Source organism: Ruminococcus sp. B05, assembly GCF_003628495.1.
GTDB classification, from domain to species: Bacteria; Bacillota; Clostridia; order Lachnospirales; family Lachnospiraceae; genus Schaedlerella; species Schaedlerella hominis.
On sequence record NZ_RBZR01000014.1, the window covers coordinates 1 to 16,165 of the forward strand.

The following is a 16,165-nucleotide window of genomic DNA, read 5'->3' on the forward strand; positions in this document are numbered from 1 at the left end:
CTTATGGAAAAACATTCATATGAAATGGACGCAACAGTTTGGATCCATTCAGATCAGGGATGTCATTATACAAGTGTTGCATTCCGACAGCTTTAACAGTTTGGATCCATTCAGATCAGGGATGTCATTATACAAGTGTTGCATTCCGACAGCTTTTGGAAGATTATGATTTGCGCCAATCTATGTCCAAGCGTGGAAACTGTTGGGATAATGCGCCACAGGAAAGTTTCTTTGGTCATATGAAGGATGAAATTCGTCCATACATAAGAAAGTGGAAAAGTTTTCAAGATGTAAAGGACAGGATTGATGATTACATAAATTACTATAATACAGATCGTTATCAAACTGGTCTGGAAGGGATGGCTCCAGATGAGTATTATTATTACACCGTTACAGGTAAGAAACCATTAGCTTTGGTTGCTTAAACAATTGACCTAAAAAAATACATTGTGTCCTTGACACGGGGTCCAATTTAAAAAGACTATGCAATCCAGCGAATTGGAGTCGGGCTTGCCCGACGAAGCTGAGCAGGAGTGCATAGTCTTTTTCTTGCTTGGGGCTGTCGTGAACTAAATAGCAAACGCAAAACTTTTTGAAAAAACATATAAAACCTATTGACATAGTAGGTAGAGTGGCATATAATTCGTACCATCAACAAAAAAGGAGAGAGAAAACATGAAAAACTTGAAAAAAACATTAGCACTGACATTAGCATTTACATTAGCAGTTGGAGCAACTGCTTGTGGTAGTTCCAAAGATTCAGCTGATTCATCGGATAAAGTATCTTCAGGGAAGGAAGTGTATCGTACACTCGATGAGATCAAAAAATCTGGAGAGATTAACATCGGAGTATTCTCAGACAAAAACCCATTTGGTTATGTAGATGAGAATGGAGAATATCAGGGATATGATATTTATTTTGCAAATAGACTGGGAGAAGATTTAGGAGTTGATGTAAACTTCGTATCCACAGAGGCAGCCAATCGAATTGAATATCTTCAGACAGGTAAGGTTGATGTGATTTTGGCAAACTTTACAGTAACAGATGAGCGTGCAGAGGAAGTTGATTTTGCACTTCCATACATGAACGTATCACTCGGTGTTGTATCAAGAGATGATAACGTAATCGAAAGCCTGGATAACTGGAATGAAGACGACTCAATCATTGTAATTTCCGGAACAACAGCAGAGACATATTTACATGAGAATTATCCAGACATCCCACTTCAGAAGTTTGATTCTTATGCAACAGCAAAAGAAGCATTTGAAAATGGTACATCAGTAGCTTGGGCAAATGATAACACAGAGGTTATCGCATTCGCACTTCAGAATAAAGGTTATACAGTAGGAATTCCAAATCTTGGAAGCGCAGACAGTATCGCACCTGCCGTAACAAAAGGAAATGACACATTATTAGATTGGATCAACGGAGAAATCGAATCATTAGGTGAAGAGAATTTCTTCCATGCAGATTATGAAGCAACATTGAAAGATACTTATGGTACAGACTATGAGGACAGCTTAGTTGTAGAAGGTGGAAAGACAGAGTAATATCTAACCTAATATAGTAAAAAGCATAGCAGAAAACTGTGCAAATCTGTTCTTATGCATCAATTTTGAGAATGGTAGAATAAAAAAATGCAAATATCAATGAAAGGAGAACACGATTTCATGAATTGGGAATTTATTATAAAGTATATTCCTTTATATGAAAAGGCTGCAAAATTGACAGTCAAGATAGGAGTAATCGGAATTGTCTTAGCAATTTTAATCGGATTGATATGTGCAATGATTCAATATCACAAAATTCCTGTAGCAAGGCAGATTGTAGCAGTTTATATTGAACTTAGTAGAAATACCCCCTTGTTAGTACAGCTTTTCTTCATATATTATGGATTTCCGAAGGTTGGTCTGCAGCTCGATGCAGAAGTTTGTGGAGTAATCGGACTTGCGTTTTTAGGCGGAAGTTATATGGCAGAAACATTTCGCAGTGGACTGGAAACCATAGAACCAATCCAGCGAGAGAGTGCAGTTAGTTTGGGATTAAGCAATCGCCAGACAATGCAATATGTGATTCTACCGCAGGCAATGTCGGTCAGCGTACCGGCTTTTGTGGCAAATGTAATATTTTTGTTGAAGGAGACGAGTGTGTTCAGTGCCATCAGTTTGATGGATTTGATGTTTACAGCCAAAGATTTAATTGGTCTGTATTACAAAACAACAGAGAGTCTGTTTTTGCTCGTCGTCTTCTACCTGATCATTCTGCTTCCAGTGTCAATTCTGGGCAGTATGTTGGAAAGGAGGCTGCGCCATGCCGGATTTGGGGCTTGATGTATTATTAAAAGGAAACAACATGATTCGTCTGCTGCAAGGTATGTGGGTAGCACTGCAAATCAGTCTCATTTCTATTGTAATCAGCATGCCGCTTGGGATTCTTGTTGGAGCACTGATGAGAATGAAAAATAAAATCGTACGTGCGATTTTCAGAATTTATCTGGAGATTATCCGTATTATGCCACAACTGGTGCTTTTGTTCATCGTATATTTTGGAAGTACAAGAGCTTTTGGATGGAGTTTGTCGGGAGAAGTTGCTTCAATTATCGTATTTGTACTGTGGGGAACCGCAGAAATGGGAGATTTGGTAAGAGGAGCGCTGATCAGTATTCCAAAGCATCAATACGAGAGCAGTGAGGCACTTGGCCTTACAAAAATCCAGACATATCGCTATATCATTATTCCGCAGACCGTCAGACGACTGGTACCGCTTGCAATCAATCTGATCACACGAATGATCAAGACAACCAGCCTTGTGCTTATGATTGGTGTTGTGGAAATGTTGAAAGTGGCACAGCAGATAATCGAGGCAAACCGTATGACAAGTCCGAATGCAGCATTTGGAGTATTCCTTGTTGTATTCTTGCTTTACTTCATTGCATGCTGGCCAATTAGTATGCTTGCCAGATATCTGGAAAGAAAATGGGGGTGATGTTCATGGCAGAAACATTATTGAATGTAAAAAATCTTACAAAGAAATTTGAAGGCCATACGATATTAGATGGTATGGATTTGGAAATAAAACAAGGTGAAGTAGTAGTCGTAGTTGGTCCAAGTGGATGCGGAAAGAGTACATTGCTTCGCTGTATCAATGCATTGGAGCCAATTCAGGGAGGAGAAATCCGTCTTCAAGGAGACCTGGTTGAGTATGGCAGCAAGAATCTGGCATCGCTTCGTCAGAAGATAGGAATGGTATTCCAGAGCTATGAATTATTTCCTCATTTGACAGTGCTGGATAATATTACATTGGCACCGACAAAGGTACAGAAACGTAAAAAAGAAGAAGTAAAAGAAGAGGCAATGCAGCTTCTTGAAAGAGTCGGTTTGGCAGATAAGGCAAATAGTTATCCAAGACAGTTGTCCGGTGGTCAGAAACAGCGTGTGGCAATCGTTCGTGCATTGTGTATGCATCCGGAGATTCTGTTATTCGATGAGGTAACGGCAGCACTTGACCCGGAGATGGTTCGAGAAGTGTTAGATGTAATGCTTGACCTTGCAAAGCAGGGAAGAACAATGATCATCGTAACACATGAGATGCAGTTTGCAAAAGCTGTTGCAGACCGCGTGATATTCCTGGATCAGGGCAAGATTGTGGAAGAAGATGCACCAGAAGTATTCTTCGAGAATCCAAAGACAGAAAGAGCAAAACAGTTTTTGAATGTGTTTACATTTGATAGAGCCAGATAGGGACGGGGTTTTCCGGTTTTTTTCAACAAAAAAACCCGGAAAAACCCCGTCCCTATCTGGCTCCCTAGCGAAAAATCTTGAGTTTATAAGCGAAAAATGGTAGAATGAAAATAGATAAAATATTATCTGAAAAGTATAAAATAACACGGTTTTGGATAATATATTAGTAGTAATACGGGAGGAAACACATGGAACAGCTTATATGGGAAACAGCGGAAGAATTAGATCAAAAGCTTGCCAGGCGTGTTCGGAATATCAGAAAACGCCGATCTATTTCACAGGAAAAATTAGCACAGATGAGTGGAGTGAGTTATGGTTCGATTAAAAGATTTGAAGCATCAGGGCAGATTTCGTTGATATCGTTGACGAAGATTGCAATGGCATTGGAAATTGCAGATGAACTTAGGTCTATTTTTACACAAGTACCATATAAGGATATTCAGGAGGTCATAAATGAAACAAGATAATGCATTGCAGGTATATTATGACGAAAAACTTGTAGGAACACTGGCGATGACAGCAGATCATAAAGCGGCATTTCAATATGATGATGAGTGGTTGGAAAATGGATTTGCAATTAGTCCATTTTCATTACCTTTAAAAAAGCAAGTGTTTGTTCCAACAAAAGATTATTTTGGAGGACTTTTTGGCGTATTTGCAGACAGTCTTCCAGATAATTGGGGAAATTTACTATTAAATCGCTTGCTTCGTAAACATAAGCAAAATCCAGATGATTTAACTGTTTTGGACAGACTGGCAATTGTTGGAAAATCAGGGATGGGTGCACTTACTTATTTTCCGGAAAAGCAGTTCGCTGAACAAAAGCAGTTTGCAAATTTAGATAAACTTGCTGAAGAATGTCAGAAAATATTAAAAACAGAATATTCGGACAAATTAGATGAGTTGTATTATCTTGGCGGTACAAGTGGTGGTGCCAGACCTAAAATTATGACCACAATAGATAACGAAGAATGGATTATAAAATTTCCGGCACATGTAGATGGAGAAGATGCAGGAAAAATGGAGTATGATTATTCTTGCTGTGCCAGAAAATGTGGGATTGTAATGACGGAAACAAAACTGTTTCATTCTGATAAATGTAAAGGATATTTTGGAACCAAGCGATTTGACAGACCATCAGGTAAAGAAAGAGTTCATATGTTGACGGCAGCAGCACTGTTAGAATTAGATTTTGAACAACCAAGTTTGGATTATCATAGTCTGATGAAATTAACAAAAATTCTAACAAGAGATGAGAGTAAAGATGTAGAAAATATGTTTCGCCGTATGTGTTTTAATGTATTTGCACACAACAGAGATGATCATTCAAAAAATTTCACATACTTATATAATGAAAAGAATGATAGTTGGCATTTGAGTCCTGCATATGATCTTACTTATAGCAATACTTATTATGGGGAACACACGACAACTGTTGATGGAAATGGGCGTAATCCAGGTAAAAAGGAACTTCTGGCAGTAGGAATTGAAGCAGGGATGAAAAAAGATAATTGTATAAAAATCATAGATTCAATTCAGACATGTGTTGAGGAGATGTTAGAAGTGTATATTAGGGTGAACCAATAGGGGGTGAACCAATAGGGACGGAGAAAAGTGGCTTTTAAAGGCCACTTTTCTCCGTCCCTCTCTGGCTCAACCAAGGGTTACCATTTTGGGGGTATGTTCAAGTGCCGGAATGATACGTTTCATAAGATCTGTTGTTTTGAATTTTAAGCTTGATGTATTTACACAAGGATGGCATCCAAAATATTCTTTTTTCAAAATGTCTTCATCAATCAGAAGTTGTACTTTATGCTCCATATCATTTATTAATCCCATAACACTGACGGAGCCGGGAGTGATGTCCAAATATTGTTCCATAAATTCAGGTTTGGCAAATGATAATCTGGAACTTCCAATTTGTGCCGATAATTCTTTGGTTTTAAAAGGTTTGTTTCCCGGCATAAGAAGCAGATAAAAATCAGTTGCTTGTCGGTTACATAAAAATAAATTTTTACAAATCGAGGTGTTATCTCCGAGTACTTGATCAATTTCCTCACAGGCTTCCATTGTCATAGCTGCTTCATGGTCAACTCGCTGATAAGATATATTGAGGGTATCTAAAAAATCATATACGCGTATTTCTTTTGGCAATTTGCCGGTTAAATCTGTTGGTCTTCCGTCTTGTAATTTCATGTCTGTTTCTCCAAATTAAGAATTAAAATAATGTGTAACATAGGAATATATTAGAACGAGGGTGGAAGAAAATCAAGGTGGAGTTGCTATTTAGTTCACTAAGTTGGATAAGCGTCCCTGAGAAAAATATTGGATATGAATTTCTATTCAGACTCCGTCAGCGGGAAATACATAAAGGTCAGAATTATTACTAAAAAAAACAGAGCTTAGAAACCAGCAACTCGGGATGTGCCCTCAAACAGCAAGTTTCTAAGCTCTAACGTAAAATTCTGGCCTTTTAGCATTTCCAATCGCTTCCTTTGTATTCACAGAAATTCATATCCAATATTTTTTCTCTGTACTTTATCACAAATCAAATGAACAAAAAGCAAAACTTTACTGTGTATCGTGATTGAAATAGGTAAAGTGATGAGGGATTTACTTTTCTGGTATCAGATGTATCTATATTCTCGGTTTATTCGCTTGTGCAGATGCTCTTTTGGTAGTTGATGTATCTGCAATCCCTTGATATTCGCTGTTGCAGATGCTCTTTTCTTGACCATTATATCTGCAACTTGCTTTTCTTTGAACTTGCAGATGCTTTTCAGCCTGTCTATCATGTACAATTGCATCTGCATCTTGCCTTTTCTGGGATTTAAAGATATTCCCTTTGCAAATTTTGCATCTACATCCCACATTTTCGATAACGTGAAGATGCTCCCCGGTAAAATTACGCATCCTAACTTGCTCTTTCAATGCTTTGCGGATGCTCTCCATCAAAATTTTGCATCTTCAATCCCCTATCGCAGATATCGTCGCTCGATATCCTTTGAGTTCTATTTACTTCACAACTTGAGCCAATACATTACTTACAAAAAAATTGATATAAGAAATTCGAGCGAATATGGAGTGAGCGTTGGAGACACTTAGAGCGTAAATTTTTGTGTTAATGAATTTGAGCGAACATGTTTGAAGCTGCGTAGCAGCAAGTTTGAGTTCAAATTCATTTGCTTTTAGCAAAAATTTACGCTCTTATGTGTCTCCCGCTCATGGAATCTGAGTAAGAATTCTTATATCAATTTTTTGTAAGGAACGTATTGCCACCTAATGAACTAAATAGCAACTCAAAGGAGGGAGGTACTTAAATGAAACCGTAAAATCCCCTCTTGCAATTCATTCCTACTCTATGTTAAAGTAGGAAAAAGCATGTTTCTATACGAAATCTAAGGTACGTCGTACCATCTATATTCTAATAACATTTCAGAAATCTATGCTTTAATACCAACCATTATGAAAAAAGCAGAAGAGGACTGGGAGTGATTGAAGATAGAGGAAGTTCCTTCTGCAAAAGGAGGAAAAATGAATACTGAGTTGAAAAATGCTGTATTAGCGACTGACCTTAAAGCACAGTATGATGCCTGTGCCAAAAAGCTGCTTGGATACAAAGATATACTGGCGCGAATTTTGATAGAGGCAGTAGAAGAATTTCGTGGCATGTCACCGGAAGAAGTGAAGCCATTGATTGAAGATGATATACATATCGGGAAGATCCCTATTGACCCGGGGCTTACTAACAAAGTTGTTGGAGTGGATGAAAACGGAAAAGAAATCATAGGAATGAATACGGTAAATGAAGAGGTAAATGCAGGCTATATTTTGTTTGATATTATTTTTTACGTGCACTTGAAAGAGGGACGCTCGAAGATTATCATAAATGTAGAGGCACAGAGAAAAGAACCAACAGAATATGACATTCTTAACCGGGCCATTTTTTACGTTAGCAGAGAAATCTCATCCCAGAAAAACAGGGAGTTTGTGAATAGCAATTATAACGATATTAAGAAAGTTTATTCCATTTGGATATGCATGAACATGTCAGAGAATAGTATGAATCACATTCATTTGCAAAATGATACGATTATAGGAAATCAAAACTGGAAAGGAAGAGAAGACTTGGTAAATATCGTTATGATAGGGTTGACAAAAGAAGTATCTCCCAGAGAAGAGAAACATGAACTACACCGGCTTCTAGGAGCACTATTGTCAGAAACACTAAGAGAAGAGGAAAAATTGAATATACTCAAAAACGAATATCATATACCAATGGAAAAATCAATAGAGGAGGATGTGAAAGTAATGTGTAATTTAAGTGAAGGAATAGAAGAACGTGGAATAATGAAAGGAAAAGCAGAAGGAAGAACAGAGCACCTCAAACAACCTCAAACAACAAGTCCAAAAGAAACTTGCCAAAGGTAAGAGCATTGAAGTAATTGCAGATGAGCTGGAAGAGAGTGTATCTGCAATTGAAAATGTGCTTGAAGAATTAAGAAAGAATGCATAGTCAGTATTTATCTCAGTCGAGAAGACTCTCGCCTCTTCAGGTGATGAGTAATAGCAAATTTATCTCAGGAGGGTGTCATGTCATTACAATTTATTTTTGGAAATTCAGGTGCAGGAAAATCGCACTATTTATATAAAAAAGTTGTCACAGAATCATTGGCTCATCCGGACACCAATTATATTGTATTGGTACCGGAGCAGTTTACGATGCAGACGCAAAAGGATCTGTGCATGGCACATCCGAACAAAGGAATCATGAATATTGATGTGCTAAGTTTTATTCGTCTATCACACCGTATATTTGAAGAGACAGGCAGAGAAACAAAACATGTTTTAGATGATGAAGGAAAGAATTTAATCCTGCGGAAGATTGCCGGACAGTATGAGTCGGAGTTGAAGGTATTGCGAGGTAATTTAAAAAAACAGGGATATATCAGTGAAGTGAAATCTGTGATTTCTGAGTTTACGCAATATGGCATCGGATTTGATGAACTGGATGAAATGATTGATTCGCTTGGTGAGGAAAGCTATCTTTCTTATAAATTGCGGGACATTCGTACAGTATATGGAGGCTTTGAAAATTATCTTGCAGACAAATATATTACAAAAGAAGAATTGCTGGATGTGTTGAGTGATGCGGTTCCGGAATCGAAAATATTGAAGGATAGTGTTGTTGTCCTGGACGGATATACTGGATTTACCCCGGTTCAGAACACTCTTTTGGGGGAGCTTCTGAAGGTATGTAAAAAAGTTATGATAACCGTAGAAATGGATCAAAGGGAGAATCCATTTGTTTACAAACACCCATATCAACTATTTGCACTTAGCAAGCAAATGGTTACTTCGCTTGTCGAGATTGCAGGAGAAAATCGTATTTTGGTGGATGAACCGGTATATTTATACGAAAAAACACCTTACCGTTTTCGAGATAATCCGGCGATGGCCTTTTTGGAAAATGAGTTATTCCGCTACAAATGTGGTCATTATACCGAAGAACAGAATGCAATATCATTACATGTAACTCGAAATCCAAAAGAAGAGGCGAATTTTGTTGCGGCGCAAATACATCGGCTTGCGAGAGAAGAAGGAATCCGTTATCGGGAAATGGGCGTGATTGTCAGTGAGATGGGAACATATGCAAATCATTTAGAGAAAGCATGTGAAGAGTACCAGATTCCGATTTTTATGGATCACAAGAAGAGCATTTTGTTAAATGCATTTGTAGAATATTTACGAAGTCTGCTGGCAATGGAAGAAGAGAATTTTTCATACGAAAGTGTTTTTCGCTTTTTGCGGACAGGCATGTCAGGATTTACGAGGGAAGAAGTGGATCGCATGGAAAATTATGTGATTGCACTGGGATTGCGTGGATATAGTAAGTGGTCAGATAAGTGGGTGAGGACTACTTATGAAATGAAAAGAAAAGATGCAGCAGAACAAAAAGAGCTGGCTGCAAGTGCACAGACATTGGATTCGTTGAATCAATTGAGAGAACGGTTTGTAAAGAAAGTAGAAACACTTACAAAGGTATTAAAAAAACGAAAAAAGACAGTTAAGGAAATAACAATTGCAGTACATGAATTTTTGCTTCAAGAAAAGATGCAGGAAAATGTGCAGGAGATGGAAAATTATTTTCAAGAGCAGGGAGAACTTGCACTGGCAAAAGAATATTCGCAGGTACATCGCATTGTAATGGAGCTGTTTGATAAGTTTGTTGAACTTCTCGGAGACGAAGAGATTTCGTTAAAAGAATACAATGAGTTATTAGATGCAGGTTTGGAAGAGGCAAAGGTCGGAGTTATCCCGCCAAGTCTGGATCAGGTTGTGATCGGTGATATGGAGCGTACTCGTCTGAATCATTTGAAAGTGTTGTTTTTTGTCGGGGCAAATGATGTTTTTCTTCCGGGAAATCTTGGACAGGGCGGTTTGTTATCTGACAGAGACCGAGAACAGTTTGCAGAACAAAAATTCTCATTATCACCGGGAGCAAAAGAAAAAACATACACGCAGAAATTTTATTTGTATATGAATCTGACAAAACCATCGGAGAAGCTCTATCTTTCTTATTCAAAAACATCTGCCGACGGAAAAGGATTGAGACCGGCATATTTGATACAGGATTTGAAGAGGATGTATCCGAATCTGGAAGTGATTGAGGAAGAGAAAAAATCATTATCAGAAAAAGAAATGACATGGATGCAGGGAGCTGAATATCTGGTAGATGGACTGGCCAAGCGACAATACGGATTGAGTGACGAGTGGAAAGAATTGTATTCGTGGTATTTTGAACAAGAAAAGAATCAAGAGAACCCACTTGTATTGCAAAGAATATTAGACGCAGCATTTTACAAGAAAGAAAAAGAGCAATTAAAAAAAGAGACTGCAAAGGATTTATATGGAAACACAGAGCGTGTTAGCGTGACCAGAATGGAGCGGTTTTCTTCGTGTGCATATGCACATTTTCTGACATATGGGCTTCGCCTTTCAGAGCGGGAACGCTATCAGTTTGAGGCGATGGATCTGGGAAATATAGCACACCAGTCTATGGAAAGATTTGCAAGAAAAGCAGATGATATACAGGTAGAATGGACGGCTATGTCGGAAGAAGTAAAGGAGAGGTTTATTCAGGAAAGTGTGGAAGAAAGTATTCTTGAATACGGAAATACAGTATTGTACAGCACTGCAAGAAATGAGTACACGATCACAAGAATCAAGAATCTAATCCAGCGTTCTGTATGGGCATTGACAAAGCAAATGGCAGAGAGTGATTTCCGTCCGAGTCTGTATGAATTTAATTTTGGAAGCGGAAAGATTGACCGAATTGATACATGTGAAGATGAAAATGGAGTATATGTAAAGGTTACGGACTATAAGACCGGTATGAAAGCATTTGACATTACAGCATTTTATCATGGATTGCAGATACAGCTTCCGGTTTATCTAAATGCGGCGCTGGATGTGGAGCAGAAGAGACATAAAGGAAAAGAGATTATTCCTGCCGGAATTTTCTATTATCGTATGCAAGATCCAATCGTAGATAAAGAAGAGGACGATGAAGTGCTTGAGGGTAAGATTTTAAAGGAGCTTCGTCTGGATGGTCTGGTAAATGCGGACGAAATCGTTGTGGAACATTTGCAGCATAATCTGGAAGGAACGTCAAATTATATTCCGGTTTCAAAAACGAAAAGCGGAGCATTGAGTAAAACCTCGAAAGCCCTGTATCCGGAGGAATTTTTGGAATTTCTTGATTACACAAAAAAATTAGAAGCGAAACTGAAAGGCAAAATAGCAGATGGTACGGTGCAGGCAGAACCATATGAAATGGGCGGGACAACCGGATGTGATTATTGTGCCTATCGTGCAATCTGCGGGTTTGATACAAGAATCGAAGGCTATGAATATCGCAGACTTGAGAAATATTCCAAAGAGGATGTGTTGGAAAAGATTCATATTGCTGCACAGGAGGAAAGATAAATGGGTGTGAAATGGACAGAAGAACAGCAGAAAGTCATAAATCTGCGTAACCGGAATATTCTTGTATCTGCTGCAGCAGGGTCTGGAAAAACGGCAGTTTTAGTAGAGCGTATTATACAAATGCTGACAGACGAGAAGCATCCTATAGATGTGGACCGTCTGTTGATCGTGACATTTACAGAGGCGGCGGCCGCTGAAATGAAAGAGCGTGTACGAAATGCAATCGAAAAGTCATTAGAAGAAAATCCGGAGAATGCACATTTACAAAGACAGGCAACATTGATCCACAGCGCGTCAATTACAACGATCCACAGCTTTTGCCTATCTGTTATAAGAGAACATTTTCATGTGATAAATCTTGATCCGGGATTTCGTATTGCAGAAGAAGGCGAGTTGAAGCTTCTTTCGCAGGACGTATTAGGAGAAGTTCTGGAATCGTGCTATGAAGAGGCGGATGAGACATTTTTAAAACTGGTCGAAAAGCTTGGAAGCGGACGGAATGATAAACGTTTAGAGACATTTATTTTACAGTTGTATGAGTATTCAAGGAGTTATCCACAACCGGAAAAATGGCTTTGGCAATGTGTTGATAACTATGCCGTAAATGGACAGGATGGGGAATATTTTATCTTTGAGATTGCGGCAAAACAGACAAAATACTATGTAGAAGATATGCTTGGTATCCTGGATGAGGCACTGGCAATTTGTGAAGAAGCAGATGGTCCATATATGTATGCAGAAATGCTGGAAATGGATATAGAAATGTTGTCAAATCTCAATAGAGAGCAAAATGAATATGAACAGTTATATCAAGAGCTGACATCTATAAAGTGGAAAGCGTTGTCCAGAAAGAAGGATGAAAGCGTTTCGGAGGAAAAGAAAGAAAAAGTAAAACAGCTTCGTGATGAGGTCAAAAAGCAGGTGAAAGATCTAATCGCAGCTTATTATTATGAAAAGCCGGAAGAAATGCTGAAAGACATGGAGGCATCCCACGATACGATGCAGGCATTTGTCGCGTTGGTCCAAATGTTTGCGGATGCATTTGCGGAGAAAAAAAGAACACGAAATCTTATTGATTTCAATGATATGGAGCAGTTTGCCTTGCAGATTCTGACAGAAGAAAAAGAAGGAAAACTGGTTCCGTCAATCGTCGCACAGGAATATCAGGAACAGTTTGCAGAAGTTATGATTGATGAATATCAGGACAGTAACCTAATTCAGGAAGCAATTTTAACAAGCGTATCTACGATAAGCAAAGGCAAATACAACGTGTTTATGGTTGGGGATGTCAAGCAGAGTATATATCGTTTCCGTTTATCGCGTCCGGAATTATTTATGGAAAAATATGAGAATTACAGTCTGGAAGATGGAGAAAAGCAGCGTATTGATCTGCATAAGAATTTCCGAAGCCGTGCAGAAGTGCTTGATAGTACAAATTTTATTTTCGAGCGGATTATGAGAAGAGAACTTGGAGGAGTAGAGTACGACGAGAACGCGGCACTTTATCTAGGGGCAGATTACGAGAACTTGGTGCGTGAAGATGGCAGCTTGGAAAATGAAGCTGAATTATTGCTTTTAGACACATCTGATGCAGAAATCCCCGATGATTTGGAAGAAGGAACAGAATTTCTTGACGGAACAGGAAAACAATTAGAAGCGCAGATGGTTGCAAAGCGGATTAAAGAACTGGTCGGAAAAGCAAGGGTGAAGGATAAGGAAACCGGCGAATATAGACCGGCCCAATATCGGGATATTGTAATCTTATCAAGAAGTGCAAAAGGGTGGTCGGATGCATTTTCAACGATATTGAATGAAGAAGGAATTCCGGCATATGCAGGTAGCAGGGAAGGCTATTTTGAAACATATGAAGTAAGCGTTTTACTAGATTACCTGCAGCTTTTAGATAACCAGAGACAGGATGTTCCGTTGGCAGCAGTATTGACCTCCCCATTTGTCGGATTATCTGCACAAGAGCTTGCCGAAATCCGAAACTCAAAAGAAAATAGCACATTTTACGAGGCGGCAGAACAAAGCGAAAGACTGCAGGAATTTTACCGACAGCTGGAACATTTCCGCAAATTAATTCCATACACAGCCATTCACGAATTGTTGTGGAAAATATTAGAAGAAACAGGGTACGGTGTGTATATCTCGGCAATGCCTGGCGGTGCACAGAGAAAGGCAAATCTTGAAATGCTAATTGAAAAAGCATGTTCATTCGAAGGAACAAGTTATAAAGGTTTGTTTAACTTTGTGCGATATATCGAGCAGTTGAAAAAATATGATGTAGATTACGGGGAAGCGAATATTATAGATGAACAGGCAGATACCGTGCGGATCATGACAATTCATAAAAGTAAAGGCTTGGAATTTCCAATTGTATTTGTTGTAGGAATGGGAAAACGTTTCAACATGCAGGACGTAAACGGAAGTATGATCATTCATCCGGAGCTTGGTGTAGGAATCGATCAGATTGACTTGGATAGACGAACAAAAATTCCGACATTTTTAAAGAAAATGATTCAGCAGCAGACAAAATTGGAAACCTTAGGAGAAGAACTTCGAGTACTTTATGTTGCATTGACCAGAGCAAAAGAAAAATTGATTATGACAGGGCAGCTAAAAGATGCTCGAAATCTTGTGCTCCAATATGAAAATGCTGCGATTGAAAATCCACTGAAAGGCGTTATGACATTTTCAAAATTAGCATCCGCACATAAATATTTAGACTGGGTACTTCCGGTGGCTGCACAGCCAGATGCACCGATTTCGATTAAAGTGTGGGATTACTGGGATGCTGCACTACTCGACAAAAGAGAAGAACAGGCCGAGCTGGTAGCAAAGGATATATTAGAGCATTGGAATCTGGAAAATGTATATGACAATGAATTAAAAGAACATTTGAATGAGCAGTTTTCATATCGTTATCCATATCAGCAAATGCAAAAATGGAAACTGAAATTTACCGTATCCGAACTGAAAAAACGCACATATCTAAGTGAAGATGGCAGCGGAGAAAATGGTGAGGAAATGATAGAAGAAGCACCGGTAGTTCCTCTTTTGCCTAAATTTTTACAAGAAGAGGAAGAGATAAAGGGTGCTTCGCGAGGGAGTGTATATCACAAAGTATTAGAACAGCTTGATTTTACAAAAGAATACAATACCACATCCCTAAAAGAAGCAATCAGGCAGATGGAACAAGATAAAATTATTACAAAAGAGATGACAAAGTGCATCCGAATAAAAGATATACAGAACTTCTTGAATAGTAATATCGGAAAAAGAATGCAGAAAGCTGCAAAAAACAAGCTGCTAAAAACAGAGCAGCCATTTGTACTTGGGGTAGATGCAGGAGAGATTTATCGAGAAGAAATAAAGGATGCCTGCCAGACAGCGATGGAAGACATGTGTCAGAAACAAGTAGAAGATGTTTGTCTATCAGATATGAAGAACGAAATGATATTGGTACAAGGAATCATTGATGTTTATTTCGAAGAAGATGGAGAAATTGTACTGCTGGATTATAAAACCGACAAGGTTCGAAATGGTGCAGAATTGAAAGAGAGATATCATGCACAGTTGGATTATTATGCGAAGGCACTCGAGCAGCTGCTTGGGAAGAAAGTGAAGGAGAAAGTGATTTATTCGTTCTGTCTGGGGGAGAAAGTTGCTATTTAGTTCATTAAGTGGCAATACGTTCCTTACAAAAAATTGATATAAGAATTCTTGCTCAGATTCCATGAGCGGGTGACACATAAGAGCGTAAATTTTTGCTAAAAGCAAATGAATTTGAACTCAAACTTGCTGCTACGCAGCTTCAAACATGTTCGTTCAAATTCATTAACACAAAAAATTTACGCTCTAAGTGTCTTCAACGCTCACTCCATATTCGCTCGAATTTCTTATATCAATTTTTTGTAAGTAATGTATTGGCTCAGTCCATGAAGTGAGTGAACTCGAGGAATATTGAGCGATATCTGCGATAGTGGATTTTAGGGAATTGCGTAATTTCACTGGAGAGCATCCGCAAGGCATAGAAAGAGTAGGTTGAGGATGCAAAATTTCAATGAGAAACATCCGCATGTTATCGAAAATGTGGGATGCAGATGAAAAATTTGCGAAGGGAGTATCTTTAAATCCCAGAAAAGGCAAGATGTAGATGCAATTATACATGCCAGGAAGGCTAAAAAGTATCTGCAAGTTCAAAGAAAAGCAAGTTGCAGATGCATTGATCTAAAAAAGAGCATCTGCAACAATGAATATCAAGGCAGTGCAGATACATCAGTTGTCAAAAAAGCATCTGCGACAGCAAATAAACTCAGGATATAGATACATCAGATCCCAGAAAAGCAAATCCCTCATCGCTCCACCTATTTCTATCACGATACACCACAAAGCAAGAAAAAGACTATGCAATCCAGCGAATTGGAGTCGG

General features: G+C 38.6%; 10 protein-coding genes and 1 pseudogene. 10 read left to right on the top strand and 1 reads right to left on the bottom strand.

The window, feature by feature from the left end:
* Window positions 1-101: 101 nt before the first annotated feature.
* The 7 genes and pseudogenes from D8Q48_RS10785 to D8Q48_RS10815 all read left to right on the top strand — a co-directional run.
* Window positions 102-425, top strand: a pseudogene (locus D8Q48_RS10785) (IS3 family transposase); the annotation flags it as partial.
* A 250-nt stretch (window positions 426-675) separates the two neighbouring features.
* Window positions 676-1,551 carry a transporter substrate-binding domain-containing protein gene (locus D8Q48_RS10790; protein WP_121056462.1) on the top strand — a complete coding sequence of 292 codons (876 nt, stop codon included), beginning with the start codon at window positions 676-678 and terminating at the stop codon, window positions 1,549-1,551.
* A gap of 120 nt (window positions 1,552-1,671) precedes the next feature.
* Entirely contained in the window at window positions 1,672-2,331 is a 660-nt protein-coding gene (locus D8Q48_RS10795) for an amino acid ABC transporter permease (RefSeq protein WP_121056463.1), read from the top strand.
* Window positions 2,312-2,986 (top strand): amino acid ABC transporter permease, encoded by a 675-nt coding sequence (locus D8Q48_RS10800; protein WP_121056464.1) that lies wholly within the window; start codon window positions 2,312-2,314, stop codon window positions 2,984-2,986. The genes D8Q48_RS10795 and D8Q48_RS10800 overlap by 20 nt, the downstream gene beginning before the upstream one ends.
* Before the next feature lie 5 nt (window positions 2,987-2,991).
* Window positions 2,992-3,741, top strand: coding sequence for an amino acid ABC transporter ATP-binding protein (locus tag D8Q48_RS10805; RefSeq protein ID WP_121056465.1), 750 nt, complete (start codon window positions 2,992-2,994; stop codon window positions 3,739-3,741).
* A 188-nt stretch (window positions 3,742-3,929) separates the two neighbouring features.
* Window positions 3,930-4,208, top strand: coding sequence for a helix-turn-helix domain-containing protein (locus D8Q48_RS10810; RefSeq protein WP_117991993.1), 279 nt, complete (start codon window positions 3,930-3,932; stop codon window positions 4,206-4,208).
* Window positions 4,195-5,328 (top strand): type II toxin-antitoxin system HipA family toxin, encoded by a 1,134-nt coding sequence (locus tag D8Q48_RS10815; protein ID WP_121056466.1) that lies wholly within the window; start codon window positions 4,195-4,197, stop codon window positions 5,326-5,328. The genes D8Q48_RS10810 and D8Q48_RS10815 overlap by 14 nt, the downstream gene beginning before the upstream one ends.
* A 66-nt stretch (window positions 5,329-5,394) precedes the next feature.
* Here the strand turns inward: D8Q48_RS10815 and D8Q48_RS10820 are convergent, their stop codons facing one another.
* Window positions 5,395-5,937: a prolyl-tRNA synthetase associated domain-containing protein gene (locus tag D8Q48_RS10820; protein WP_118688985.1), complete on the bottom strand. Its 543-nt coding sequence runs from the start codon at window positions 5,935-5,937 to the stop codon at window positions 5,395-5,397.
* Window positions 5,938-7,275: 1,338 nt separating this feature from the next.
* On the opposite strand from D8Q48_RS10820, the gene D8Q48_RS10830 reads away from it, so the two are divergent.
* From D8Q48_RS10830 to addA, 3 genes are all read left to right on the top strand, one after another.
* A complete protein-coding gene (locus D8Q48_RS10830; RefSeq protein ID WP_130647833.1) occupies window positions 7,276-8,172 on the top strand; it encodes a hypothetical protein in 897 nt (298 codons plus the stop codon).
* A 162-nt stretch (window positions 8,173-8,334) separates the two neighbouring features.
* Complete coding sequence (addB, locus tag D8Q48_RS10835; RefSeq protein WP_121056469.1) at window positions 8,335-11,730, top strand: helicase-exonuclease AddAB subunit AddB; 3,396 nt, start codon at window positions 8,335-8,337, stop codon at window positions 11,728-11,730.
* On the top strand, window positions 11,731-15,408 hold the full coding sequence (gene addA, locus D8Q48_RS10840) for a helicase-exonuclease AddAB subunit AddA (RefSeq protein ID WP_121056470.1): 3,678 nt from the start codon (window positions 11,731-11,733) through the stop codon (window positions 15,406-15,408).
* Window positions 15,409-16,165 lie beyond the last annotated feature (757 nt).

What these genes read in the sequence shown, in the direction of transcription:
- D8Q48_RS10790 (WP_121056462.1), top strand. Translation starts at nt 676, where the DNA reads ATGAAAAACTTGAAAAAAACATTAGCACTGACATTAGCATTTACATTA.
- D8Q48_RS10795 (WP_121056463.1), top strand. Translation starts at nt 1,672, where the DNA reads ATGAATTGGGAATTTATTATAAAGTATATTCCTTTATATGAAAAGGCT.
- D8Q48_RS10800 (WP_121056464.1), top strand. Translation starts at nt 2,312, where the DNA reads ATGCCGGATTTGGGGCTTGATGTATTATTAAAAGGAAACAACATGATT.
- D8Q48_RS10805 (WP_121056465.1), top strand. Translation starts at nt 2,992, where the DNA reads ATGGCAGAAACATTATTGAATGTAAAAAATCTTACAAAGAAATTTGAA.
- D8Q48_RS10810 (WP_117991993.1), top strand. Translation starts at nt 3,930, where the DNA reads ATGGAACAGCTTATATGGGAAACAGCGGAAGAATTAGATCAAAAGCTT.
- D8Q48_RS10815 (WP_121056466.1), top strand. Translation starts at nt 4,195, where the DNA reads ATGAAACAAGATAATGCATTGCAGGTATATTATGACGAAAAACTTGTA.
- D8Q48_RS10820 (WP_118688985.1), bottom strand. Translation starts at nt 5,937, where the DNA reads ATGAAATTACAAGACGGAAGACCAACAGATTTAACCGGCAAATTGCCA.
- D8Q48_RS10830 (WP_130647833.1), top strand. Translation starts at nt 7,276, where the DNA reads ATGAATACTGAGTTGAAAAATGCTGTATTAGCGACTGACCTTAAAGCA.
- addB (WP_121056469.1), top strand. Translation starts at nt 8,335, where the DNA reads ATGTCATTACAATTTATTTTTGGAAATTCAGGTGCAGGAAAATCGCAC.
- addA (WP_121056470.1), top strand. Translation starts at nt 11,731, where the DNA reads ATGGGTGTGAAATGGACAGAAGAACAGCAGAAAGTCATAAATCTGCGT.